Annotated in this window: 26 protein-coding genes; 4 read left to right on the plus strand and 22 right to left on the minus strand. The window is 69.6% G+C overall.

Annotated elements, in window-relative coordinates; all coding sequences use genetic code 11:
• The first annotated feature begins 1 nt into the window (after window position 1).
• The gene (locus tag C1878_RS09345) at window positions 2-346 is read left to right on the plus strand and encodes a winged helix-turn-helix domain-containing protein (RefSeq protein WP_114601354.1); all 345 of its coding nucleotides are present in this window, start codon (window positions 2-4) and stop codon (window positions 344-346) included.
• Between the two features lie 55 nt (window positions 347-401).
• Here the strand turns inward: C1878_RS09345 and nrdD are convergent, their stop codons facing one another.
• The 3 genes from nrdD to C1878_RS09360 form a co-directional block, all read right to left on the minus strand.
• Window positions 402-752: an anaerobic ribonucleoside-triphosphate reductase gene (gene nrdD / locus C1878_RS09350; protein ID WP_114601355.1), complete on the minus strand. Its 351-nt coding sequence runs from the start codon at window positions 750-752 to the stop codon at window positions 402-404.
• 171 nt (window positions 753-923) lie between these two features.
• Window positions 924-1,616: a response regulator transcription factor gene (locus C1878_RS09355; protein WP_114601356.1), complete on the minus strand. Its 693-nt coding sequence runs from the start codon at window positions 1,614-1,616 to the stop codon at window positions 924-926.
• Window positions 1,613-2,725 (minus strand): sensor histidine kinase, encoded by a 1,113-nt coding sequence (locus C1878_RS09360; RefSeq protein ID WP_114601427.1) that lies wholly within the window; start codon window positions 2,723-2,725, stop codon window positions 1,613-1,615. The genes C1878_RS09355 and C1878_RS09360 overlap by 4 nt, the downstream gene beginning before the upstream one ends.
• Window positions 2,726-3,080: 355 nt before the next feature.
• On the opposite strand from C1878_RS09360, the gene C1878_RS09365 reads away from it, so the two are divergent.
• The 3 genes from C1878_RS09365 to C1878_RS09375 are packed head-to-tail and all read left to right on the plus strand — an operon-like array spanning window position 3,081 to window position 6,444.
• Complete coding sequence (locus tag C1878_RS09365; protein WP_114601357.1) at window positions 3,081-4,019, plus strand: ABC transporter ATP-binding protein; 939 nt, start codon at window positions 3,081-3,083, stop codon at window positions 4,017-4,019.
• Between the two features lie 30 nt (window positions 4,020-4,049).
• Window positions 4,050-5,228: an ABC transporter permease gene (locus C1878_RS09370; RefSeq protein ID WP_114601358.1), complete on the plus strand. Its 1,179-nt coding sequence runs from the start codon at window positions 4,050-4,052 to the stop codon at window positions 5,226-5,228.
• Entirely contained in the window at window positions 5,215-6,444 is a 1,230-nt protein-coding gene (locus tag C1878_RS09375; protein ID WP_114601359.1) for an ABC transporter permease, read from the plus strand. Before C1878_RS09370 ends, C1878_RS09375 begins: the two co-directional genes overlap by 14 nt.
• A gap of 46 nt (window positions 6,445-6,490) precedes the next feature.
• On the opposite strand, the gene C1878_RS09380 is transcribed toward C1878_RS09375, so the two are convergent.
• From C1878_RS09380 to C1878_RS09470, 19 genes are all read right to left on the minus strand, one after another.
• Complete coding sequence (locus C1878_RS09380) at window positions 6,491-6,937, minus strand: type II toxin-antitoxin system HicB family antitoxin (protein WP_114601360.1); 447 nt, start codon at window positions 6,935-6,937, stop codon at window positions 6,491-6,493.
• A 21-nt stretch (window positions 6,938-6,958) separates the two neighbouring features.
• Window positions 6,959-7,141 carry a type II toxin-antitoxin system HicA family toxin gene (locus C1878_RS09385; RefSeq protein WP_080144416.1) on the minus strand — a complete coding sequence of 61 codons (183 nt, stop codon included), beginning with the start codon at window positions 7,139-7,141 and terminating at the stop codon, window positions 6,959-6,961.
• A gap of 65 nt (window positions 7,142-7,206) precedes the next feature.
• Window positions 7,207-9,261 (minus strand): RICIN domain-containing protein, encoded by a 2,055-nt coding sequence (locus C1878_RS09390; RefSeq protein WP_114601361.1) that lies wholly within the window; start codon window positions 9,259-9,261, stop codon window positions 7,207-7,209.
• Window positions 9,262-9,272: 11 nt separating this feature from the next.
• Entirely contained in the window at window positions 9,273-10,247 is a 975-nt protein-coding gene (locus C1878_RS09395) for a type II secretion system F family protein (RefSeq protein WP_114601362.1), read from the minus strand.
• 39 nt (window positions 10,248-10,286) lie between these two features.
• Window positions 10,287-11,222, minus strand: a complete 936-nt coding sequence (locus C1878_RS09400; RefSeq protein ID WP_114601363.1) for a type II secretion system F family protein — start codon at window positions 11,220-11,222, stop codon at window positions 10,287-10,289.
• Between the two features lie 189 nt (window positions 11,223-11,411).
• Window positions 11,412-12,731, minus strand: a complete 1,320-nt coding sequence (locus tag C1878_RS09405; RefSeq protein ID WP_114601364.1) for a CpaF family protein — start codon at window positions 12,729-12,731, stop codon at window positions 11,412-11,414.
• Window positions 12,724-13,623, minus strand: coding sequence for a Flp pilus assembly protein CpaB (gene cpaB, locus C1878_RS09410; RefSeq protein ID WP_114601365.1), 900 nt, complete (start codon window positions 13,621-13,623; stop codon window positions 12,724-12,726). Before cpaB ends, C1878_RS09405 begins: the two co-directional genes overlap by 8 nt.
• A complete protein-coding gene (locus C1878_RS09415; protein ID WP_114601366.1) occupies window positions 13,620-14,294 on the minus strand; it encodes a hypothetical protein in 675 nt (224 codons plus the stop codon). The genes cpaB and C1878_RS09415 overlap by 4 nt, the downstream gene beginning before the upstream one ends.
• Window positions 14,291-14,815 (minus strand): pilus assembly protein, encoded by a 525-nt coding sequence (locus tag C1878_RS09420; RefSeq protein ID WP_147272927.1) that lies wholly within the window; start codon window positions 14,813-14,815, stop codon window positions 14,291-14,293. The genes C1878_RS09415 and C1878_RS09420 overlap by 4 nt, the downstream gene beginning before the upstream one ends.
• Window positions 14,812-15,315, minus strand: a complete 504-nt coding sequence (locus C1878_RS09425; RefSeq protein ID WP_147272928.1) for a TadE/TadG family type IV pilus assembly protein — start codon at window positions 15,313-15,315, stop codon at window positions 14,812-14,814. The genes C1878_RS09420 and C1878_RS09425 overlap by 4 nt, the downstream gene beginning before the upstream one ends.
• A complete protein-coding gene (locus tag C1878_RS09430; protein WP_241963683.1) occupies window positions 15,302-15,535 on the minus strand; it encodes a hypothetical protein in 234 nt (77 codons plus the stop codon). Before C1878_RS09430 ends, C1878_RS09425 begins: the two co-directional genes overlap by 14 nt.
• A 78-nt stretch (window positions 15,536-15,613) precedes the next feature.
• Entirely contained in the window at window positions 15,614-16,510 is an 897-nt protein-coding gene (locus C1878_RS09435; protein WP_114601370.1) for a prepilin peptidase, read from the minus strand.
• Between the two features lie 775 nt (window positions 16,511-17,285).
• Window positions 17,286-17,750, minus strand: a complete 465-nt coding sequence (locus tag C1878_RS09445; RefSeq protein ID WP_241963684.1) for a DUF192 domain-containing protein — start codon at window positions 17,748-17,750, stop codon at window positions 17,286-17,288.
• Window positions 17,751-17,752: 2 nt separating this feature from the next.
• Window positions 17,753-18,253, minus strand: a complete 501-nt coding sequence (locus tag C1878_RS09450; RefSeq protein WP_114601372.1) for a hypothetical protein — start codon at window positions 18,251-18,253, stop codon at window positions 17,753-17,755.
• Window positions 18,250-18,720: a TadE/TadG family type IV pilus assembly protein gene (locus C1878_RS09455; protein ID WP_241963685.1), complete on the minus strand. Its 471-nt coding sequence runs from the start codon at window positions 18,718-18,720 to the stop codon at window positions 18,250-18,252. Before C1878_RS09455 ends, C1878_RS09450 begins: the two co-directional genes overlap by 4 nt.
• Window positions 18,711-20,828 carry a molybdenum cofactor biosynthesis enzyme gene (locus C1878_RS09460; protein WP_241963686.1) on the minus strand — a complete coding sequence of 706 codons (2,118 nt, stop codon included), beginning with the start codon at window positions 20,826-20,828 and terminating at the stop codon, window positions 18,711-18,713. The genes C1878_RS09455 and C1878_RS09460 overlap by 10 nt, the downstream gene beginning before the upstream one ends.
• Window positions 20,829-20,947: 119 nt before the next feature.
• A complete protein-coding gene (locus C1878_RS09465; protein ID WP_241963687.1) occupies window positions 20,948-21,490 on the minus strand; it encodes a TadE/TadG family type IV pilus assembly protein in 543 nt (180 codons plus the stop codon).
• A gap of 22 nt (window positions 21,491-21,512) precedes the next feature.
• A complete protein-coding gene (locus C1878_RS16740; protein ID WP_167510327.1) occupies window positions 21,513-21,680 on the minus strand; it encodes a hypothetical protein in 168 nt (55 codons plus the stop codon).
• A gap of 143 nt (window positions 21,681-21,823) precedes the next feature.
• Window positions 21,824-22,099: a class III signal peptide-containing protein gene (locus C1878_RS09470; RefSeq protein ID WP_114601373.1), complete on the minus strand. Its 276-nt coding sequence runs from the start codon at window positions 22,097-22,099 to the stop codon at window positions 21,824-21,826.
• Window positions 22,100-22,121: the final 22 nt, after the last annotated feature.

Consider the following 22,121-nt stretch of genomic DNA (forward strand, 5'->3'; position numbering starts at 1 on the left):
TATGAGCGAACTTTCGAACCTGAAGCCCACCATCAGGCTGTCCATCATGAACCCCGATTCCGAAAGCGGATCGTTGTTCGGCCGCGGTATAGCGAACCTGTGCCTGGGCGTGCGCGAGACGGGCTCGCTCAACGCCTCGGCCAAGGGCATGGGCATGGCCTACAGCAAGGCATGGCGCATCGTGAAGGACACCGAGGCGGCGCTGGGTATCCAGCTGCTCGACCGCGACGGCGCCCACGGCAGCACCCTGACCGAGGCCGGCAACAAGCTGCTCGACGCCTACGTGGCCATCGACGCGAAGCTGCAGGAAGACGCCGAGAAGGAATTCGCCCGCATCCTGGGCTAACGGAAGGGCGCCCCATGCGGGAGGCACCGCTTCCCGCATGGGTTCGTACTGCTAACTAGCAGCCGCTGGCGCAGGTGAAGGAGCGCTCGTCGCGGGAGATGCCGTGCTTGACGCGATCGGACTCCTCGGCGGTCTTCGCGTCGTTCCAGCGATCCATCGTACCCACGAGGTAGCCCGTGATGCGGCGTATGCGATCGAACGGCTCCGGCTCGAAACCGTAGCTGATACCCACGTCCTCGCCGTCCACGTCCAGCTTCAGAAAGCTCAGCACCTGATGGGGGTGCTGCTCGTGGGCACGGGCCACGTACGCTTCCACCTCGCCGGTCGTCACCGGCTGGTCGTCCTCGTTGGCGTAGACGACGGTCACGTCGACGCCGGAAACCTTCAGTTCGCTGTGCTGGGCCATGGTGCTCTCCTCTAATTGGTATGATTAAAGTATCATTTACGAAAACTATCATAGCATACGGGAGATCGCCTTGGCGAGATTTTTCGGCAACGGTCGGGAAACGGAACTACACTACATGCAGTGGTTGGCAACAACAATCGCCCATCGATGGTAGCCCCGTAGGGTTGGAGGTTATCGAGTTCGATAGTACGTTATGGCCAGTTGGGTGCGGTTCCTCAAAGACAGCTTCTGCAAAATGGCGCTGATGTGGTTGCGGACCGTGCCCTCGCTGATGTAGAGCTTCGCGGCTATCTCCTTGTTGTCTAGGCCCTCGGCCACCTGCTCCACGATGGCGCGCTCGCGCTCGGACAGGCCGTCGAGCATGGACGCCGTCTTGGCCCTCTCCGTTTCGGGAGCCGGAACGAGCGCAGCCGCTCCGCTCGCCGCCGTGCCGCGCACGAGGGCGTCCACGCGGTCGAGCACCTCGCCGCCCAACACGCTTTGGCCGGACATGACCGTGCGCAGCGCCGGCGCGATGGTGGCCACCTCCTGCTTGATGAGGTAGCCCTTCGCGCCCAGCCGCAGGGCGCGCACGATGTACTCGTCGTCGGAGAACGTGGTGAGGAACACGATGCGCGCGTCCGGATGCGCGGCCAGGATGCGCTCGGCCGCCGCCAGACCGTCCGTGCCCGGCATCTGGATGTCCATGAGCAGCACGTCGGGGCGCTCGCGCTCGAACAGCACCGCGGCCTCGCCGCCGTCGTGCCCCTCGCCCGCCACGGTCACGTCGGGCTCGGCGGCCAGGATGGTGGCGAGCGACGTGGTGACGAACGGATCGTCGTCCACGATGCACACGCGGACGGGGTCGGCTGGCGTATCGCTCATGCGAGGTCCTCCTTCGGTACGGTGACGAACACCTTGAATCCCTGGTCGTAGTCGACGCGGAGCATGCCGCCCAACGCACGGGTGCGGTCGGCCATCGTGGCAAGGCCGATGCCGCGGCCGGCAGTGGCGGCCGGCGTCGCCTCTGCTCCCTGCCGGTCGAGCAGGACCGCCGGTGGCGGCGTGGAGCCGTTGTCGTGCACGATCAGGCGATAGAACGCCGGATAGGCGGCCACCGACACGGACACGCGGCTGGCGTCCGAGTGCTTGGCGGCGTTCGACAGCGCCTCGCGCACGATGGCGATGAAGCAGTAGCCCACGTCGGGCGGCACGTCGGAGGCGCGATAGTCGATGTCCACGGCGAGCGTCGCGCAAGCTGCCGCCGCCTCCCGAAGCTGCGTTTCCAGGTCGAACGCGTCGTCGTGCAGGTCGTGCACGCTGGCGCGCACCGTGCTCATGGCCTCGTGCAGCGTGGATCCCACCTGCGTCAGCTCGCCGCGCACCTGCTCGTCGTCGCGGTGGACCACCTGCAGCGCCTCAACTTGCATGATGGAGCGCGTGAGCAGGTGCCCTACGTTGTCGTGGATCTCGCGCGCGATGCGGCCGCGTTCGGCCAGCGTGGCCAGTTTCACCTCGAGATCCTGCTTCTCGCGCAGTCCGCGGTTCTTCTCTTCGAGCGCGAGCGACGTCTCTTGCACGCTGTCGCGCAGGAGACGGTAGGCGGCCTGCTCGGTTTGGGAGCGATACGTGCGGTACGACAGCAAAAACGCCAGCGAGCAGCCCAGCAGCAGCACGAACGTGGCGGGAAGCGGCAGGCGCACAGCTGCGGCAAGCGCCGGCAGCGCCCAGCACGCGCGCACGGCGGGGTGGTTGTCGCGCGCCAGGTCGTACACCGCGAGGGGCAGAAACAACGCGAAGGTCGGCAGCGCGAGCGCGGCGAGGGAGAACGCCAGAGGAGGCAGCGCCGCCCAACGCCCCGGCAGCACCTCGGCAGCTGCGGCGGCCACCACGGACACGAGCAGGGCCACGAGCAGCAGGGGCTCCCACGGCACGAGGGCGAGGCCCGCCAGACAGCAGACGAGCACGATGGCTTTGTCGACGACTCTTTCCATGGGGCCATGGTAGCAGGTCGCGCGCCGCCGCAGGAGCAAGAATGTCCCTCTTTGTCATCCTGAGCGGAGCGTCGAAGACGCGGAGTCGAAGGATCTTCGAGAACGGGAGGCTTCCTTTGCCGAAGATCCTTCGACTTCGGCGCTTCGCGCCTCCGCTCAGGATGACAGCTTGCGGCATCTCTGGCAGGTGAATTCGTGACATTTGTCACCCCGCGCGGGCCGATCGATGACGCCGCTCACTGGCGGCGAGCCCGGCGACGCGCGATGATGGGTTCAGCATACGGCACCGGCCCACGGCCGCGCTGCCAGCTCCGCCCGCCCCTGCGTGCGGCCGGTTTCGAGAGAGGATAAGACCATGGAAGACATCATCGCCGTCGACAACCTGGTGAAGCGCTACGGCGACGTGATAGCGCTCGACCACTTCAACCTGCATATCGCACCGGGCGAGGTGTTCGGGCTTCTGGGGCCGAACGGCTCGGGCAAGACCACCGCCATCAACTGCATGCTGCAGCTGCTCACGTACGACAAGGGCTCCATCAGCCTGTTCGGCGAGCCCATGGCCCCCGCGCGCTACGACCTGAAGCGGCGCATCGGCATCGTGCCCCAGAACGTGGCCGTGTTCGAGGAGTTGACGGTTCAGCAGAACATCGACTACTTCTGCGCGCTGTACGTGCAGGACAGAAGCCGCCGCGCCGCGCTCGTCGAGGAGGCCGTGGCCTTCGTGGGCTTGGAGGACTACGTGAAGTATCGCCCCCGGAAGCTGTCGGGCGGCCTGCTGCGCCGCCTGAACATCGCGTGCGGCATCGCGCACAAGCCCGAGCTCGTCTTCTTCGACGAGCCCACCGTGGCCGTGGACCCGCAGAGCCGCAACGCCATCCTCGAGGGCATCCTGCGCCTGAACGCGCAGGGCTCCACCATCGTGTACACGAGCCATTACATGGAGGAGGTGGAGGAGATCTGCACGCGCATCATGATCATGGACCAGGGCCGCGCGCTGGCCACCGGCACGAACGACGAACTGAAGGCCATGATCGGCACGGGCGAGCGCATCCGCATCGAGGTGGACGCCGCCGACGACGCCGTGCTGGAGGCGCTGCGCGCGCTGCCGTGCGTGGCGGGGGCGACGTTCGACGGCGCCATGCTGGAGGCGGCCTGCGGCAACGGGCAGCACAACGTGGCCGACGTGCTGGCGGTGCTGGCCGCGCGCGGCGTGGCCACGGGGCGCATCTACGCGGAGCCGCCCACGCTGAACGACGTGTTCCTCGAGATCACCGGCAAAGCGCTGCGCGACTAAGAGGTACGTGCACCGATTAAGGAGCTTTTTATGTGGAACGTGTTCAAGGGGGCGCTCATGGTGCTCACGCGCAAGCGGGAGCTGTTCGTGTGGTCGCTCGCCTTCCCCATCATCCTGTCCACCATGTTCATGTTCATGTTCTCGAACCTCGACAACGCCACGGCGTTCGACCCGGTGCCCACGGCCGTGGTGACCGATGCCGCCTACGAGGGATCGGCTTTCGCCGATGTCGTGGACAAACTGGGCGAACCCGGCGACGACCAGCTGCTCGACGTGCGCGCGTTCGCGACCGCCGGCGAGGCGCGCGAAGCGCTTTCCGCCGGCGAGGTGCAAGGCGTTCTCTCGGTCGATGCGGACGGGAATCCCCTGTTATCCGTGACCCCCGACTCCGGCGGGCTGGGAGTGGAGCAGATAGGGCGCACCATCCTGAACACCGTCGTGAACACCTACGTGCGCGACGCCGACCTTGTCGCCGGCATCGCCGAGGACAACCCGATGGCGCTCGTCGACCCCGACCGTATCGAGGACGCGCTCGCGCACGGCGCCGCCACCGTGCAGGTTTCGCTCACGCATGCCGAGCCCGCGCAGTCGGTGCGCTACTACTACGCGCTGCTGGGCATGGCCGCGCTGTTCTGCGGACAAGTGGGCATGCTGGCCATCTGTGAGGCGCAGCCGAACCTCTCGCCGCTGGGCGCGCGACGCACCCTGGGCGCCACGAGCCGCGGCAAGACGCTCGCGGCCACGTTGGCGGCCAGCTGGTTGATCTCGTTCGTGTGCCTCATGGCGGCGTTTTTGTACATGCGCTTCGGCGTGGGCATCGACTTCTCCGGGCGCGAAGGCCTCTGCGTGGCGGCCCTCGCCGCGGCGGCGCTGCTGTCCACCGCGCTCGGCACCCTGCTGGGCTCGCTGCCGAAGGTCAGCATGGGCGTGAAGACCGGCCTGCTCACCGCGCTCACCTGCTTCCTCTCGCTGTTCGCGGGCCTGTACGGCGAGCCGTGCATGGAGCTGGCCGACAGCATCACGAGGAACTACCCCCTGCTCGCTTCCCTGAACCCCGCGAAGGTGGTCACGGACCTGTTCTACAGCCTGTACTACTATGACTCGCTCGGGCCCTTCGCCCAGAAAGCCGGCATCCTCTTGGCGATGTCCGCCGTGCTGTTCGCCGTATCCGCCCTGTTCGTTAGGAGGCAGCGCTATGCAAGCCTTTAAAGCCGCCCTGCGTATCGTCATGAACCACCCCGTGTACCTGCTGGTGTACGTCGGGTTCCTCAGCCTCATGGGCGTGTTCATCACCAGCAGCGTCAACGTGGGCGGCGACGGCACCGAGTACACCGCGTCGAAGGCGCCCTTCGCCGTCATAGACCGCGACGGCAGCCCGCTCTCCGAGAGTCTGACGGCTTTCTTGAGCCGGCAGGGAGAGAAGGTCGAGGTGATCGACGATCCCTTCGCCATGCAGGATGCGGTGGCCACCGGCCAGGTGCGCTACCTGCTGGTCGTTCCGGAGGGCTACGGCGACGACTTCGTGGAGGCCGCACGCGCCGAGGACGCGGAACCGGTGCTGGAGTCGGCGTTCAGCTACGGCACCATGGCCGGCACGCTGGTGGACGAGCAGGTGAACCAGTACCTGGGCCTCGTGCGCGCCGCGGCTGCGCTCGAGCCCGACGCGCCCGCGGCTTCCGTGCTGGCGCGCGCCGACGAGGCCGCCGCCGCGTCGGCCGAGGTGGAGACCGTGCACGCGGCGAACGGGGCCGCTCCGGCCGACCAGTTCGCCTTCTACCTGCAGTGGGGCACTTACACCATGACGGCCGCCGTGGTCGTGTGCGTGGGACTGCTCATGAGCGCCTTCAACCGCACCGACCTGTACCGCCGCAACCTCATCTCGCCGATGAGCAGCCTGCGGCTGGGCATGCAGAAAGCGGCGGCCAGCCTGCTGGTCACGGCGCTTGTATGGGCGATTTCGAGCGGCATCGGCCTGGCCGCGTTCGGCTCGTCGCTTGCGGACGTCCCCCTGGCGGCCGTCGCGCTGACGTTGGCCTGCGCGTTCGTGTTCGCGCTCGTGCCGTTGACCATCGGATTCCTGCTCGGGCAGCTGGGCGCGAGCGAGATGATGGCGAACGCCGTGGGCAACATCCTGGGCATGGTGATGTCGTTTCTGGGCGGCGCGTGGATCAGCATCGAGCTTATGGGCCCCGAGATCCAAGCGCTTTCCCGGTTCATCCCCACGTCTTGGTACACCGACGCCGTGAGCAAGAGCGTGCATCTGACGGACATGACGTTCGCGTCCGTCGCCCCGGTGCTGGGCGATATGGGCATCGTGCTCCTGTTCGCCGCCGCCCTGTTCGCCGTGGCCCTCGTGGCCGGCCGCGTGCGCATGCGCTCGTCGGAGGCCGGCGGCAACGCCGCCGCGAGCATGACTGCAGCGTAGCGAGTTTGGTCCCAACACCCAGCTGCAAACCGGCCCTTGCCGAGCGTTACGACTGCTCGGCAAGGGCCTTCTTCTTGGGACGGCCCGGTTTCGGCGGGTTCGCTTGGCGCTCGCGAATGCTCCAGAGGTAGACGTAGTTGTCGCGGCCGATCTTCTTGGAGGCCAACTGGCCCGAGCACACCATCTGCCGCACGCGCGCATCGCTCACGCCGAGCAAACCCGCCGCCATCTTCGTGGTGAGCAGCCCTCGCTCGGTGGTGACGTCCACCGAAATGGCAACGAGCAGGCCCTCGTGCTCTTCGGGGTAGATCGGCTTCGGCAAGGGCTTGTCTAGTTGGAGGTAGTCGTCGATCATGATCCAAAGGGCGTCGGCGCCCATCTCCACCGCATCTTGAATATCATCGCCCTGCGTGACGATGCCGAAGTCGTTCAGGTAGGCGCAGTAGCCAACCCACTCGTCTTTGACAATAAGTGCTGGGTAAGTGTACCTCACGTCTGCTCCTTCCGATGAGACTTACCGCCAACCTGCTTCTTTCTTGATGCTCTCCCACATCCCCTTGGCCATCTCCCCGCGATGCATCGGCAATACGATCCTTGCATCACCCTTCGACAGCTTTCGGTGCGAGCCCGTGCAGCCATCGTCATGCCAGCCCTCTCGCAAAAGCCGACGATATATCTCGAACGGTTTCGGAGGCATTGCCCTTTCCTTTCACTATAACGCTAAAGTTAGTATTACTCAAGAGTTAGATTTAATGCCTTCTTTCATGAAAGCGCGATGCCGTCGTAGGCGGGGGTGCGCCACAAAAGGTACGCCGCAGTGTTGCGAACGAGACGGGCCGTGCGCATGGGCGGGCCCGAAGCGTCGGCTTCGGCGTAGGCGCCCTGAGCGCAGGACGCTTCGCGCACGCGCCCCATGTCCTCGTACCACGCGCTCGCCCCGCGGGCGAACGCCGCGCGGTCGCCGTAGTGAAGCGACGCGGACGGTGGGAGCAGGGTCGACGGGTCGAGTAACGGACGCTCGAGCGCTTCGTCGAGAAAGTAGGCACGCGGGGAGCCAAGCAGGCACGACGGATCGGCCATGGCGTACGACAGCTCCACGCGGTTGCGTGCGAACAGGTCGAAATCGCCTTCGACCAAGGAGCCGTCGACGTAGGCCTCGGTGCAGGCCGCGTCGCGGTACCAGCCGTCGACGCCGGCGCACTCGGGTTTCGCGGCGGCCTCCCAAGCGGCTTGCGGCAGGGTGTAGGCGCTCCCGCGATCGGGCTCGTCGACGAAGCACGGCTCCGCGTCGCCGTCCGCGAAGCAACGGACGCGGGCGCGGGACGAGCGAACGCGAGCCGACGCGGTTTCGACTTCGCCCCGGTACGGCACGTCCCCGTAGCGCGCATAGGCTTTGACGACGCAGACGAGGTACGCGTCCTCGTCGGCCTCGGCCACTTCGTAGGCGGGGTCCTCACTCGCCCCCCGCACGGATTCAGCGCGATCCCCCGGCGCTTCGCCACGGTACCAGGCGTAGCGGTAGAACATCCCGGCGGTTCCCGGGCGGTTGCGAGGCAGACACGCCCGATCGGGATCGGCGGGCGCGAGCACGGTGCCCGGCTCGACTTCCCCCGCCTCGTCGACGCCGGAAAGCGCCATCGCGCCCGGCTCCCGTTCGCGGAACAACGGCTCTTCCAACATCCAATGCTGGTTTGGGTTGTTCCAGTTCCCGTAGCAATTCCACTGGGCGACGTTCGTGCCGTCCGCCTGCCCGCCGCCTTCGAGGTCGAGCGCGCAGCCCGAGCACTCGGGCACGATCAGATGGTAGCCCGTTCCCAGAGCATGGAGCCAGAACGACTGGTTCCACCCACCGGTGCCCTGCCACAGGTGCACGTTGTCGCCGTCGTTCCAATCGTTGCTGGACACGTCGGCGAACAGGGGCGCGCTGCCGGTGTGCACGGACACGAGGCACGTGCGGCCCTGCGCGCTCGTGAGCACGAGCCAATGCTGGTTCGTGTAGTCCGACGCGCTCCATGCCAGCACGTTGGTGCCGTTGGACGTGCCGCCCCCGAAGGCGTCGAGGCGCAGGTGCGGAGCGGCCTCGGGGCGCAGGGTCGCGATCTTCCCCTGCCACGAGCGGTCGTCTGCCAGCGGATGATGGGGGATGAGCTGCGAAGCCTCGGCGGTCGTGTCGATGCCGTAGGCGCTGTCGGGGGAATCGCACCAGGCCCTCACGCCCGCCCAGGCCCACCAGTCCCACGCCTCGCGGCGCACGCGCAGCGCATGGGTGGCGTAGGGGCCTTGGAACCAAGCGCAATCGTAGACGGTGTCGTAGAAGCCGCTCGTGGAGGACATCCACGCCCCGGATTCATTGCGCACGAACGAGTCGACGTGCGTGTCGGGGTAGTCGGTGAACCACGTGGGCGACCAGATGCCGCCGTTGGCGTAGTAGGACGTCACGCTCACCTCAAGGAACAGCTCGGTCATGCGGCCGACCGTGGCGTTGCAGCTCACGGCGAGCCACACGCACCCGTTGCTGGAGTAGCCCCAGCCGCCGTCGTAGCCGAAATGCGCGCCGGGGCGCGCCGCGCCGCCGGCGTCGCCCCAGCTTCCGCTTCCCACGCCGCCCCATGCCAAGCGGGGCGCCAACAGCAACGACAGCGCCGCCGCCCCGCCCAACCCCAGAAAGGTGCGCCGCGCGATGCTTCGCCCGCGAGGCGAAGGAGCGCTCCCGCCCGCAACGGGCTTGGGCTCGGCACCGCGAGAATCGCCCGGCGCCGGCGCACCGGCAGCCGCCTCGGCGCCCCAAGACGCCTGCGCGTTCCTTCTCTTCTCCATAACGAACCCCCTTATTGCAGCGTGTCGTTCAAGAACTTCAGCAAGTCCACCACCGTCGGCACCACCACGAGCGCGATCGTCGGCGGCAGGAAGCAGAACGACAGCACCACGTCCAGCTTCGTGGGCATCTTGCGGATGCGCTCGAGCGCCGCCGCCTGAGCCGTCTCGCGTGCGAGAGCGGCCTGGGAGGACAGGCCCTCGGCGATGGACGACCCCTGGCTCACCGCCTGCGCGAGCTGCGCCACGAACGCCGAGACGTCCCGGCTCTTGCACCGTGCGGCCAGATGGTCGAGCGCCTGTTCGCGGGAGTGCCCGAGCAGGTTCACCTCGCGGTCCACCGCCTCGAACTCCCCCGCGAGAGGCTGCTCCAGGTTCTGCGCGACTTCGCGGAAGCACTGCTCCACGGGAGACCCGGCCGCAATCGCGATGCCCAGAAGCTCCATGGCGTCGGGAAGCTGCGCCTCGATCGACCGTCGCCGGCGCGCGACGGCGCGCGCGAGCGCGAGGCGCGGCGCCGACCAGCCGGCCACGGCCGCGGCCGCCGCGGCCGAGCACGCCGCTAAGGGCGTCGCCCCGCACGCCGCCAGGAACGAAACGCATGCGAGCGCGCCGCACGCCGAAGCCGAGACGATGCGCGCGGCGCGCCACGTCTCGGGCTCGAGGCGCCATCCCGCCTGCGCGATCATGGTGCGGTAGGCGTCGCCGTCGGCGCGCGTCATGGGAAGCACCCGCTCGATGCGGCGCGCAGCTGCAGCAAGGAAGCGCGCAAGCGCGCCGCGCCGCCCGGCAAAGCCGGGTTCGACGGGGTTCGCTGTCGAACCGCGCGCGCCCGCACGCTCCGTCCGAGCCCGTGCCGTCGCCCCGTCGGCCGCCGGACGCTCGGCGCGCGGCGTCGCATACCGCCTCACCAGGACCTCGTAGGCAGCGCATCCCGTCGCGCCGCCAATCGCCAGAAACGCGATGATCGCAAGCCATGAGCCTTCCATCAGGGAACCCTCTCTTTCCGTTTGCCCCGCATGCCGCCGTCACCGACGCTCGAGCGACGTGACCGCATGGGACATCGCAAGACCGGCCGCCTCCATGGCCGCCGCGATGCCGAGCACGGCCCACCCCAGCGGCTCCGTCGCGTAGAACCGGGCGAAATCGCCGTTCGTCGCGTACATGATGAGGAAGATAGCGGGCATGGCGCCCGCTACGAACCACTTGGCCAAGCGCGTTCCGGCCACTTCCACCTTGAGCTCGCGCGCCGCCTTCAGGCGGGCGTTCACACGCGACGAGATCATGGCCAAGGCCGCCGCCACGCTGCCGCCGCTGCCCTGGCGCATCCTGGTTGCCGAGGCGAGCGTCCTCACGTCCTGGCTCTGGGTTCGACGCGCCATCGCGTCGAGCGCCTCGTGCAGGGGCATGCCGTACGCCGCATCGGCAAGCACGTGCGCCACCTCGCCGCGCAAAGGGTCGTCCATATGCACGAGGGCCACGCGCAGCGCGCGCTCAAGCGTGAGCGAACCGCGCAAACCGGCCGCTATCTGCGGAAGCGCATGGGCGAGCTGAACGTCGAACAGGTCGCTCCGCGCACGGGAGCGGCGGCGCACCAGAAGCTGCGCCGCCGCGAGAACAGCCCCCGCCGCAACGGGTCCGAGCGCCGCGGCGCCGCTTGCCGCGGCAGCGCAGATCCCCGCCGTCGCGCTTGCGCCTGCTACGAGCGCGGCCCACCGGCGGGGGGCCATCCCGATGCCGGCGGCACGCAGGCTCTTGGCAAGCGGCGTGTCGCGCTCGACGCCAGCCGGACCCGTGCCCTTCGACCGCCTGCCCGCCTCCGCCCGCTTCGACGGCTCCCTCGAACCGACGAGCGCCTCGCGCCTTCGCTGCTCCAACCGGTCCTCCCTGACGCAAGCCAGCACCTTCGCCGCCAGAAAGACGCATGCCGCCGCGATGGCGGTCGACGTCGCTATGTACACCATCGTTCCTCCTCCGATCACAACCACCTGCTCAAGCGCTGCCGCAAACCGGCCGTGCCCCCCGTTGCCGTTGCGCCCCACCCTTCGCTCAGAACTTCCACCCGCATTCGCCTTGGGAAAATGTCCTAATTGGGGACTGTCCCCTTTTAGGACAAATTGGGGACCTTCCCCTTTTGGGTCGGAAGCGGCGCCTCACGCCGAGAAGAACCATTCCGGGTCGTACCAGACGCCTGCCGCCCTCATGCGCTCCTTGATGTGCTGCGGCTGGATGCCGCGCGCCCGCCACGAGCCCACCACCCAGCCGCCGTCGTCCACCCCCTCCACGTCGAAGGCGAACAGCTCGGCGCGCGGAATGACCGTGCCGCCTTCTGGCAAGGGGTCGACGGCCACGATGCTCGTTACCCTGCGGCTCCCATCCTGCAGGCGCTCGACGTGCACGACGAGCCCGCCGCGCAGCGACTCGGCTATCTGCTGCATGATCACCTCGCGATTTAGGTCCCCGTCCGCATAGCCGACCATGGTGCGCAGACGGCTGATGGCGTTGCCGGGGTCGTTCGCATGCACGGTGGTCATGGATCCGGGGTGGTCGGTCTGCATGGCCTGCAGCATGTCGTACGCCTCCGCGCCGCGGCACTCGCCCACGATGATGCGGTCGGGGCGGCGCCTGAGCGCGATGGCCACCAGCTCGCGCATGCCCACCGCACCCTCGCCCTCCACGTTCGCCTCGCGCGTCTGCATGCGCTCCGTGTGCGGCGTGCGCAGGCGCAGCTCGGGCGTGTCCTCGAGGGTGACCACGCGCTCGTCGGGCGAGATGAACTCGGAGAGCGCGTTCAGAAGCGTGGTCTTGCCCGACCCGGTGCCGCCCGAAATGACGATGGGGCAGCGCGCGGCCACGGCCGAGCGAAGGAAATCCGCCATGGCGGCCGTGAGCGCGCCGGCACGTTCCAGATCCCCCATGCTCATCAGGTCCGCCTTGAACATACGCAGGTTCAAGGCCGGACCGTCGGGGGCAAGCGGCGGGATAACGTACGTGGCGCGCGCCCGCCCGCCCGGCAGCATGGCGCACCCCATGGCATGCGCCTCGTCGCAGCGAACGCCTGCTTGCTCCGCTATCTTGTCGATGATCCGACGCACGTGGCTCGCGTCGTCGAACGTCACGTCGGGCCGGCGCTCCAACTTGCCCGCCCGTTCCACGTACACGATGGGTGGCAAGTAGGACAGCGCCGGATCGTTCAGGTCGACGCCGCCGCCGTTCACCATCACCTCGGTGATGGATCCGTCGTCGAGCAGCGGTTGGAGCGGACCGTAGTACAGGAAGTCGTCCACGAGCGCCCGGCAAAGCACCTCCGCCTCGGCGCGCTCCAAACGGGCGCCGTAGCTGAACCGCAGGGCTTCCACCGCCTCGGCCACGAGTTCTTTCACCTGGTCCGGACCCGTCGCGCCGCCGCCCAGCTTCGCGGCCACCTCCTCGCGAACGGCCGCCTTGAGGGCACGTTCGAGCGTCCTATCCATCGACGGGCTCCTCTCTGCCGATCGCCTCGGCCGCCGCATCCGGCACGGGACCGCCCTGCGTCGGCTCCGAAAGCACGGGCATGAGCACAAGGCTCACCTTCCCCGTCCATTGAGCGGCCCGAACGGCGTCGGCCTGCTCCGGCGTCACCTCCAGCGTCACCGACGCGTACGCCCCGTCGCCGCCCACTCGATCGCCGTCGAGCGACAGGACGCGCACGTCGTCACAGATCGTGGCCAGCAGGACCTCCCCCGATGCCGCCCCCTCCAAGGCCACCACCCGCACGCGGTCGGACGGGCGCAGCTGGCCGGCGAGCCCCGACTCGGCATCGACGGCCACGGTCACGGCCTGCCGATCGGACGAGAGCGCTGCCGACAGGCGCGCACCGTCCGCACGACCCGACACGGCTGCAGGCGTGACCTGCGTGCCTGCCGGCATGTCGACGAGCGCGCGCTGGCCGAGCAGCGACGCGTCGCCTTCGAGGGCTTCGCCCTCGAGCGCCGTCCGCACGCGCAGGCTGCGCGGCACCGAACGCACCTCGAACGACGACGCCGCAAGCACGTCTCCCGCGCTTATGTCGGCGGCCGCCACCAACGTGGGCTGGGCGTCCGCGCCTGCGGCGGCCACCGTCGCCTGCGCAGACAGGGCCGCCCACGTTCCGTACGCCGCGGCCACCAAGGCCACCGCCACCGATGCCGCCGCTACGGCGGCTAGACCCTTAACCCGTTGAGGATCGCGCCCCTCGCGCACATCGGGCGCGCCTGGCGGACGACGGGACCGCGCTCGTCGCTCAACCGCAGCGCCCACGTCGCCTCCTGCGGACGAGCCGGCGTTCTCGCGGCTGGCGTAACCGGACGGACCGCCCGCCCGCTCCCTCGTTCGTTGCATGATCATGGTTCCTCCTTATCAGGCGCCTCGCTCGCCGCCGCTACGGCGGCGCGAACCTCGCGCACCAGCTCGGCAGGGCATTCGTCAAGGCGCGCAAACCGCATTCGCGCAAGGGCCGACGCCTCGGCTCCGGCTCCCAGCTCGAACGCCTCGCCCCCCGCGCCGTCAGGGCGCCACACCGCCGACCCGGCGAACGGCTCGGCCACCACCACCCGCTTCGACGCTACCGGCAGCGACGAGATACCGAGCCCGCGCGCGAACACCGTGGGCACCTGTTCGCGCATCTGCACTGCGATTCCCCAGACGCGCCGCGAGGCCGGCAGATCCTCTTTCGGCACCTCGTAAAACCACACGGTGACATCCCCCGAGAAGCCCTCCGTGCGCAGCGTTTCGGCAATTCGGCGCGCGACGGCGAGCCCCGGGTCGCCGTCGTTCTTCGCCGCCAGCGCGAACGAGGCGCCGAAGCAGGCGTCGCGCGCCTCGTCGAGCGCGTTCTCCTGGCCAACCTTCACCGCGCAGGTGATGCCCTGGTCCACCGAGAACGCGAGCACGGCAAACAGGAGCAGAGCCGCCATCACCGCGAGCGGCGCGATGGAGCCGCGCTCGCCGGGTTCGAACGCACGACCGTTCCATCGCGCGGTGCGCGCCTCGGAAACGCCGGCCAACCCGCCGCTCACGAACCCACCGTCACTTCCACGACCCTTCCCTCCACGTGCTCGCACACCACGTGCCGCGCGATCGTCCGATGCGCGAGCCCGGGGATCGCCGCCAGGGAAGGCAGCTCGTACGCCACGTCGAACGACACGCGGGTGGCGTCCGTGCGCTGCGAGACCGCCGCGTCCTCGTCCGCACTCGAAACGACCCCTGCCCCGAACGCCCTCGCCGGGCCCTCTTCGGCGACCGACATCGTCACGTTCTCGACCCGCAGCAGCTCGGGCTTCAGCAGCGTCGCCGAGCCCAGCACCTCGTCGGCCACGAACCGCTCTCTATCGGCGGCGAACGCGAGGCCCGTCGTGTCCATCTGCCGGCAGGCGCGGGAGAGGTCGGCCGTGAGCCGGCTGATGGACAGCATCATGCTGCCTGCCTGCACCACCGCGAACACCGCCAGCAGCACGAGCGACACGGCAGCCACCGACTGCACGACCTCGCTCCCCCGCTCCAAGGGACACGGCGCGTTCGGCCCTCTCGTCGCGCTCACGTCTCCTCCGCCGTCTCGTCGACCACCCCGCGTGCCTGCGCCGAGCAGGAGAACGCCGCGCCGTCCGCGCCTTTGGAAAGCAGCGTGCCGAGCGGCGTCAGGTACCGGCCGCGCACGGCAACCGACGCCTCCACCGGGCGCGTCCGCGTGCGGATGGTGCGGGAGAGGAACGAGTCGGCCTCGTCGTCGTACAGCCGGTACGCGAACGAGCATTCCTCGACGTCTCCCACGTCCACGTCGATGGAAAGGTCGAGCCCCTCGCCGGCAAGCGACGGAGCCGCCTCCACCGCAGCCTCCCGCAGCTCGTCCGGAGAGGACGCCGATGCGGGGCGCGCCGCCACACGGCGGCAGACGGCATGGGCCGCCGTGCCCGCCTCGGCGCCCAAGAACACGACGCGTCCCAAGTCGATTGCGGCGAACAGGAACGTGAGCAGGATGGGCATGGCCACCACGGCCACGACGGCGCTCCCGCCCTGTTCCGACCGCCTACTTGGCCGCACCGGATGTCACCTTCGAGAACATGTCGGTGATGTTCGTGCCCGCCGTCGTGAGGGCCGTTTGTATGTTGCCCTGCAGCAGCATGAGCGCCGCCCCCAGCCCGACGGCGAAACCGAGCACGATGACCGTCTGCACGATCTCGGACCCGCCGCCCTCCTCGCCGCGCACGATAAGCGCCCTCAGCTTGCCGCACGCACCCATCGAATTCTTTTCCTGTTTCATGATCGACACCCTTTCTCGTTTGTTCGCAGACGCCCCTTCGGCACCTGCCTTTACCTGCGCGCAAAACGCATCGCGCGCTCACGCCAGCAACACGCTCGCCGCCGTCCCGCAGGCCAACCAGACCGAGAGGAACGGCGCCATGGGCATGCCGTCGCCCAGCTTCAACCTCCGCGTCGCACAGCCGGCCAGGGCCGCAAGGCCCGCCAACGCATAGCACGCGGCGAAACCGCACGCTGCCCCCGCGCCGGTGGCCAGGGACAGCGCCCCCATGCACCGCACGTCGCCCCGGCCGACGGCGCCGCCGGGGCAGCGCACGCGTAGCAGGCGGTTCGCCAGCGAGCACCCCCCGACAACGGCGAGGGCGAGCAACAGACCGGCGGCCACGCCCTCGAGCCCGTGCGCCGTCGCTTGGAACGCCGCGCCTGCGAGCGCGACGGCGGCGCACGCCTCAAGCGGTATGGTGCGGGCCCGCACGTCGCACACGACCGCGGCGACCATGGCGAAGACGCACGCGCCGAGCAACGTGGCGGCGAGAACGTCCGGGACAAGCGCCGCAGCTGCGGCGAACGCCGCGCCCACGGTCAGCGCGCAAAACGCGCGGTCGCGCACACGGGCCCGAAACGAGTAGCGTCGGCAACGCTCGTCGTCGGTGCCCGCCGCAACCAGGCCGTCGACCTTGAAGCCGACGCTCGCAAGCGCGCGAATCCGCTCCTCCGTGAGCGTTCCCGCCAAGCCCGCGGCGCATGCCTCGTCGCGCCATATCCCCACCGCCCCCTCGGTTCCCGGCGCCGTGCTAACCGGCTCGTCGTTGGGGTGGTCGCGCTTGAAGGATCGGTAGACCTCCAACGAGTCGTCCCACCATGCATCCGCGCGGGCTCGCGCACGGCGCAGCAGCGCGTCGGCCGCCCAAGGGACGGCGAGCCATCCGAGCAAGCCCCCGGCAACCGCGAGCACGGCGACGAGCGCGGCGCTCACAACCTGCCGCCCTCGACCGCGGCGGAACCAGGCAAGCCGTCCGGCCTGGCGCGGTGCCCGAAAGCCGAACCCGGCAAAACGGCTTGCGAGCCCTGGGCTCCGGCAAGCGTAGTCGCCGCTTCGTTCGACGCGGTCGCCCCTTCTTCCGACGCCGTTTCCGCCAACATCGGGCAGATGCTCACGACCAAAGAGCACGGCGCCTCGGCGGAGCCCCCTTCGACCGGCCTTCGAACCTCGTACCCGCCGTCTGCGGAAGAAGCACCGGGGGAAGCCGATCCCGGCAACTCGAAGCGCACGATCCAGCCGGTCCGGTCGAACGGCGCGGCCCTCGCCGCATGGCGCGCCGAAGCCGTCCGCCCCGCGCTTCCGCCGAAGCGCTTCGAGTCCATCGAGGGCCGCGGCTCGACGCGGCGACCCGTCGTCATCGCCTCGGAGGGCGCGCCCGCGGGCGATTGCCCGGCGTGCGGGCCGGCGTGCTTCCCTTCGTGCGAAACGGGCCTCTCGCCAACCGGGCGTTCGCCCGTTCCGCAAGCGTTATCCGCCGTTTCCAACCGCGTCGCCACAGGGGCGCGGGCGGGCGGTTCTCTCCATGCAGCGGCTTTCTCCCGTTCAGGGGACCATGACGCCGAGGGCCGCGCCACCGCGTCGTCGGGTTCCCAGCCGGCGTCCTCGGCCGCAACGAGCCTCCGTTCCTCCTCGCCGCCGAAGCGATGCATGCATCCGTAGCACACCTCCGCATCGTCGAAGGTGCGCGCACGGCATATAGGGCACGTCTTCATCGGACCGTCTCCTTCCCTCCGCTGATCATGACTTGGTCGCCCACGGCGAACCACGGCGCGTCGCACGAGGCGAACCGCTCGACCACGGCCACGGCTTTGTCGTTGCGCAGCCGGCGCAGAGGGCCCACGGCGCGATGGGCCTCCACCACGAGCCCCGCGCGGTCGACGAACGCGACGTCGATGGCATGGCGCATGCCCACCGTGTGCACGTCGTTGCACGACACGAGCAGGAGCGCTTTGTCGTGAGGTCCGTCGAACAGCAAGCCGGCGGCCTTGCGGCGCGCACGCGTGGCCAGCATGAGCGCCGTCCGCTTCTCAAGGCGCTCGGTTCGGTCGGCTCGAGCGGAAACCGTGATCCTGCCCCGCTTGTCCGGCATCCCCCCGGCGCTTCGGCTTTCGCCCGAAGCGGAGCCCTTCTCCTGCGCAAGGCGCTGCGCTCCCTCCTTCGCTTTCTCCACCATGCTCATCCTTTCCCATCGGTCGCCGCGCATTGCACGACGACGCTCGTCGTATCCCCCGTTCGCACGCACGAGACGTAGGCCCACGTGCGCGGCCCTGACTCCTTCACGAACGACCCACCCGCATCGCTTCCCGAAGGCACCGCCGTCCAACCGCGCTCGCATAGCGCGCGCCGCGCGGCCTCGAACGCGCGTGCCGGCTCCTCGGGCACCGCGAACCCCACCACCGACCCCCCGGCTCCCACCCGCACGTCGGCGCGTCCTTCCATCGGCAGCACCTCTTCGGAAAAGCCGTCCGGCAGCGAATCGGGCGCAGCGGCGGCCCCCCTCTCCGCCGTGCCGAACGCCAGATCGCGCACGTCCAGCTCCTCCGCAGCCAAGGACAGCGCCTCGCGCGCCACGCTCGGCCGCACGATCTTCAACACGGCGTCCGCTGCGAGAGCCAACGCGAGCAGCGCGGCTAGGACGGCGATCGCGCAGCGCCCGCGACGGAAGGCCGCGCTCATAGCAGCACCCCCGGCTTGTACGGATCGACCACGAGCGACACGGCGTGCTGCAGGTGCGGCAGCGCCACGCCGAGCACCGACGATTTCAAACCCATCCCGAACAACGTCGGCGAGAACTCGATGGTCGCCGTGAACTTCGCATGGCCGCCGTTCACCTCCTCCACCGCCACGCGCGTGGCCGTGTACGGCCGGTCGCACGCCTGCTCCACCGTTTGGGCGATCTGCGCGCAACTCTGCTCGAGCCCCTGCCCGTAGGCGGGCGACGCCGCATGCACGCGCACCGCCTCGCGCGCCACGCGGTCGAACGCCGCGCACTCGGAGAAGAACAGCAGCGCGTTCACCGCGATCACCGCCACGGCGATAAGCACCGGAAACACCACGGCCAGCTCCACCGTCATCTGCCCGCGCTCCCGGATCGTCGGCACCGCAACGTGCGCGCCCGTCGGCTTCGCCGTCGTCACTCCCATGCCCTCACCCCCGTCACCTGCGCGTACACCGATCGCACTCCGTCCGCCACCCCGCTCGCGAAATCGGCTGCGGCGTCCCTCGCCGCCTGCGGCAGCGCGATGGTGATGGGAATGGCCGGCCCGCCGTCGCCGAACAGCCGCACCGACGCGATCTCTATAGTGCCGTCGAGCCCGGCGATGCCCTCCACGGCGGCGGCCTCCGCGGCCGTGACCACCGAGGAGAACAGATCGGTCGACGCAAGCGGGTGCGCCACCGCCTGGGCCTTCACGGCGAGGAAGCGCGCCGTGAACGACGCGTCGTCGGCTGCGGCCGCATGCGCCGAGTTCACCAGAACCGGTTTCAGCGCGTCGAGCTTCGCCGGCTCCAAGCCCAGCGCCCCCGCGACCTTCTCGAACGCGCCCGCCGCCCACGACCCGAGCCCGCTCGCGCTCGCGAACGGCAGCGCATCCACCGCACGCTCGACGGCGCCCTGAACGGCCTCCTGTCCCTCGAGATAGGCGCCCAGCAGCCCCGACCAGCAATCGAGCACGACGCCAAGCGCGCCGGTCGCCGCACCCCCTCTCTCCCGCAACCCGTCGAGCAGCGACGAGACGACGTTCTTCCCCTCGTCGGAAGGCTCGGCCAGCAGCGTCGCCGCCGACACGGCGGCCCGCGCGCCCAGCTCCCCCGCCTCGCGTACGAACCCGCTGGCGAAACCGGTGGAGGCGGCGGCCGCGTTCGCGTTCGCCGCGAAGGCCACCGCGCCGAACCGGCCGGGAGGCGCGGCGTCTATGCGCATGTCGGCGGCCCGACGCAGCACGTCCAGGCAGCCGTCCAGCAGCCCGCCGGCCCTGCCCTTCACCTCGGCAGCGAGCGGGTCGAGCTCGGCACGCGCCTTCCGGTAGTCGTCGGCCGCCTGCGCCACGGCTTCGTAGTGGTATTCGAAGCCGTTCTCTATGGACGTGGAGGCGGCGGCCACCTTTCCCATGCTGGCGGCCGTGAACCCGCAGGCGGGGCATGCAGGGCACCCTTCCGCCTCCATCTGGGCGATGGACATCGCCCCCGCCGCGCCCGCCGCCTCGGGGCACCCCGGCCAGGCGTGCGCGACCGTCTGCCCCGCACCGTCCGACGTCGTCGGATAGACCGCCTCCGTGTAGAGCGTCGTCTCGCGCATCTCGGCCGTGTTCTTCGGCAAATGCGGGAAAAGCGCGTCGAACGACTCGGCGCTCTCGTGCACGTAGCCGCGACCCACCTCGTCGGACGCGTACGCGTAGAATCGCTGGCGCAGCGCCGAGCGGGCACGGTCCTCCACGGAAGCCCCCTCGGGCTCCTCCGAGGCCAACCGGCGCGCGTAGTAGGCGCGGGCGCGGTCGAGCGCCACGGAGAACGACCAGGCGTCGACGCTCGCGTAACGGGGGTTGTCCGCGCCCGCCAGGCCGGCGAGCGTCGACGCCCGCTCGTACATGCAGTACCCTGGAGCGTCGCCGCAGTCGCGCCGGAACGCGCGCTCCTTGCAGGCGTTCGCCTCCTGCGCGGCCTCCTCGGCCTCGGCGGCGGCCCGCTTGATGTCGCCGGCTTCGCGCTCCGCCTCGCCCACCAGGTCCTCGGCGCCTTCCACCGTCCCCAGCGACAGCTCCTCGCCGTCGGCCGGCACGAGCACGGCCAACCCTAGATACGACGCCCCCATCGCGCCGCCGTCGTTCGCCGACGCCACCGACGCCGCGTTGGCGGTCGCCAGGAAGGGCAGCGCCTTCTGCAGGCGGTTCAACCCCGCAACGGCCTTGTCGGCGAACGAGTCGCGCGCCTGAACCACCTTGCGCGCCGCATCGAGCAAGACCTCGGAGGCGGCCGCCGTCGCCGGCGTGCACAACGCCGCCACGCCCAAACCGGTTGCCACCGCGCTCGTGAGCGAGAGCGACAGCACCACGGCGTCGCACACGCGCACGACGATCATGAACTCGGCCACCTCGTTCTCCGCGGCGAGCGCCACCGCATCCGCGACGTCCTGCACGTCGGCCGACGCCGAGCTCACGCGATACACCTGCGCCGACGTGAACACGAGCGACAGCGTGATAAGCAGCGCCAAGGCCACGCCCACCGTGGTGAACCCGTCCTCGTCGCGGAACAACCCGATCGATCGACGGGCGCCTCTGAGGCGGGAACCCCGCAAAAGCGATCGAAGACGACCAGGCCTCCCGTTGGGCGGAAAGTCCCGAGCGGGGACGGCAGGCGTCGAGGTTCTCGTTTTCATCGCAACCACGCCCCGATCCACCTCGCCGGGTCGCGCCCGGTCTCCGTGCCGTCGACCCATGCCGGCTGCGTCGGCGTCGACGTCGTCGCCTCCACGTGCAGGTTGCCCGCCGCGTCGGTCATGCCGAGCAGCGCGGCGCCCGCGTCCAGCAACGGCAGCGGCCGCACGTCGGTGCCCACGGTCACGCTCACCGTCTGCGAGCCTTCGTCGCCAACCAGCTCGATATCCCAGCTGCACCCTCCGCGATGCACATGGAAGCAGTCGAGCGGGGGCACCGCGCCCAACCGATGGCGGACGAACGCCTCGCAGCTGCCGTCCATGTCGCCCAGCGCCTCGGTCTTGGTGGCGAGCAGCCGGCAACCTTCCGCCGCCGCGCCCTGCATGACCATGCGGTCGTACAGCAGGATGCCCGGCTGCAGAAGCAGCAGCAGAGCCACGAACAGCACGGGGATGAGCACCGCCGCCTCGACGGTGGCCTGCCCCCGCTCTCCTCCCCCGACGCTAAGCGCCCGGAACCCCTTCGGCATCCGCCCGACCATGTCCGCCTCCTTCCCTTCCCCGTCAATACAGAAACACGTCCGCCACCGCGCCCGGCGCGACGCCCTGCACGTGATGCGACGCCGCCGTCAGCGCGTGCTCCACGAACAGGCCGCCCTCGAAGGAGCGCCACAGCGCCCCGCATGCCACGATCACCGCGAGCAACCCCGCCGTGACCAAGGCGAATTCCACCGTTCCCTGGCCACGCTCCCCGCCGCAGGCCGCGCGAAGCGTCCTGCGCGCGGGAACCGGGCGGCGAAGCGCACGCGATCCTCTCCGAGGGACGCGCGCGGCCAACTCGGGCGGCGGCCCCCCATGCAAGCCGGCCATGCGCGTCACAGCCCGTTTATCCCGCTCGCAATGGCGTCCCACAGCTCCTGCAGCTTCGGCCGGAACACCGTGATGGCCAAAATGGCTATGACCACCAGCACGCCCGCCAGGATGGCGTACTCCGTCGTGCCCTGGCCCTTGGCCCGCGCAAGCCTCATGCGGCACGCGGCCGACCAGCGCGGCAACGCCGCCCGCCACCCGTCGAGCCAGCGCCCCGACACCCCGCCGTGCAACCGCCCCGCATTCCGCACGCGGGCGAGACCCTCTCTCCGAACCTCCATCGCAAGCTCCTCTTCTTCCGCG

Origin of the sequence: Gordonibacter sp. 28C, assembly GCF_003339845.1 — a bacterium.
Taxonomy (GTDB): Bacteria; Actinomycetota; Coriobacteriia; order Coriobacteriales; family Eggerthellaceae; genus Gordonibacter.

What these genes read in the sequence shown, in the direction of transcription:
- C1878_RS09370 (WP_114601358.1), top strand. Translation starts at nt 4,050, where the DNA reads ATGTGGAACGTGTTCAAGGGGGCGCTCATGGTGCTCACGCGCAAGCGG.
- C1878_RS09470 (WP_114601373.1), bottom strand. Translation starts at nt 22,099, where the DNA reads ATGGAGGTTCGGAGAGAGGGTCTCGCCCGCGTGCGGAATGCGGGGCGG.
- C1878_RS09430 (WP_241963683.1), bottom strand. Translation starts at nt 15,535, where the DNA reads ATGAAACAGGAAAAGAATTCGATGGGTGCGTGCGGCAAGCTGAGGGCG.
- C1878_RS09395 (WP_114601362.1), bottom strand. Translation starts at nt 10,247, where the DNA reads ATGGAAGGCTCATGGCTTGCGATCATCGCGTTTCTGGCGATTGGCGGC.
- C1878_RS09450 (WP_114601372.1), bottom strand. Translation starts at nt 18,253, where the DNA reads ATGAGCGCGGCCTTCCGTCGCGGGCGCTGCGCGATCGCCGTCCTAGCC.
- C1878_RS09455 (WP_241963685.1), bottom strand. Translation starts at nt 18,720, where the DNA reads ATGGGAGTGACGACGGCGAAGCCGACGGGCGCGCACGTTGCGGTGCCG.
- C1878_RS09465 (WP_241963687.1), bottom strand. Translation starts at nt 21,490, where the DNA reads ATGGTCGGGCGGATGCCGAAGGGGTTCCGGGCGCTTAGCGTCGGGGGA.
- C1878_RS09390 (WP_114601361.1), bottom strand. Translation starts at nt 9,261, where the DNA reads ATGGAGAAGAGAAGGAACGCGCAGGCGTCTTGGGGCGCCGAGGCGGCT.
- C1878_RS09375 (WP_114601359.1), top strand. Translation starts at nt 5,215, where the DNA reads ATGCAAGCCTTTAAAGCCGCCCTGCGTATCGTCATGAACCACCCCGTG.
- C1878_RS09355 (WP_114601356.1), bottom strand. Translation starts at nt 1,616, where the DNA reads ATGAGCGATACGCCAGCCGACCCCGTCCGCGTGTGCATCGTGGACGAC.
- nrdD (WP_114601355.1), bottom strand. Translation starts at nt 752, where the DNA reads ATGGCCCAGCACAGCGAACTGAAGGTTTCCGGCGTCGACGTGACCGTC.
- C1878_RS09405 (WP_114601364.1), bottom strand. Translation starts at nt 12,731, where the DNA reads ATGGATAGGACGCTCGAACGTGCCCTCAAGGCGGCCGTTCGCGAGGAG.
- C1878_RS09385 (WP_080144416.1), bottom strand. Translation starts at nt 7,141, where the DNA reads ATGCCTCCGAAACCGTTCGAGATATATCGTCGGCTTTTGCGAGAGGGC.
- C1878_RS09345 (WP_114601354.1), top strand. Translation starts at nt 2, where the DNA reads ATGAGCGAACTTTCGAACCTGAAGCCCACCATCAGGCTGTCCATCATG.
- C1878_RS09445 (WP_241963684.1), bottom strand. Translation starts at nt 17,750, where the DNA reads ATGGTGGAGAAAGCGAAGGAGGGAGCGCAGCGCCTTGCGCAGGAGAAG.
- C1878_RS09400 (WP_114601363.1), bottom strand. Translation starts at nt 11,222, where the DNA reads ATGGTGTACATAGCGACGTCGACCGCCATCGCGGCGGCATGCGTCTTT.
- cpaB (WP_114601365.1), bottom strand. Translation starts at nt 13,623, where the DNA reads ATGATCATGCAACGAACGAGGGAGCGGGCGGGCGGTCCGTCCGGTTAC.
- C1878_RS09360 (WP_114601427.1), bottom strand. Translation starts at nt 2,725, where the DNA reads ATGGAAAGAGTCGTCGACAAAGCCATCGTGCTCGTCTGCTGTCTGGCG.
- C1878_RS09365 (WP_114601357.1), top strand. Translation starts at nt 3,081, where the DNA reads ATGGAAGACATCATCGCCGTCGACAACCTGGTGAAGCGCTACGGCGAC.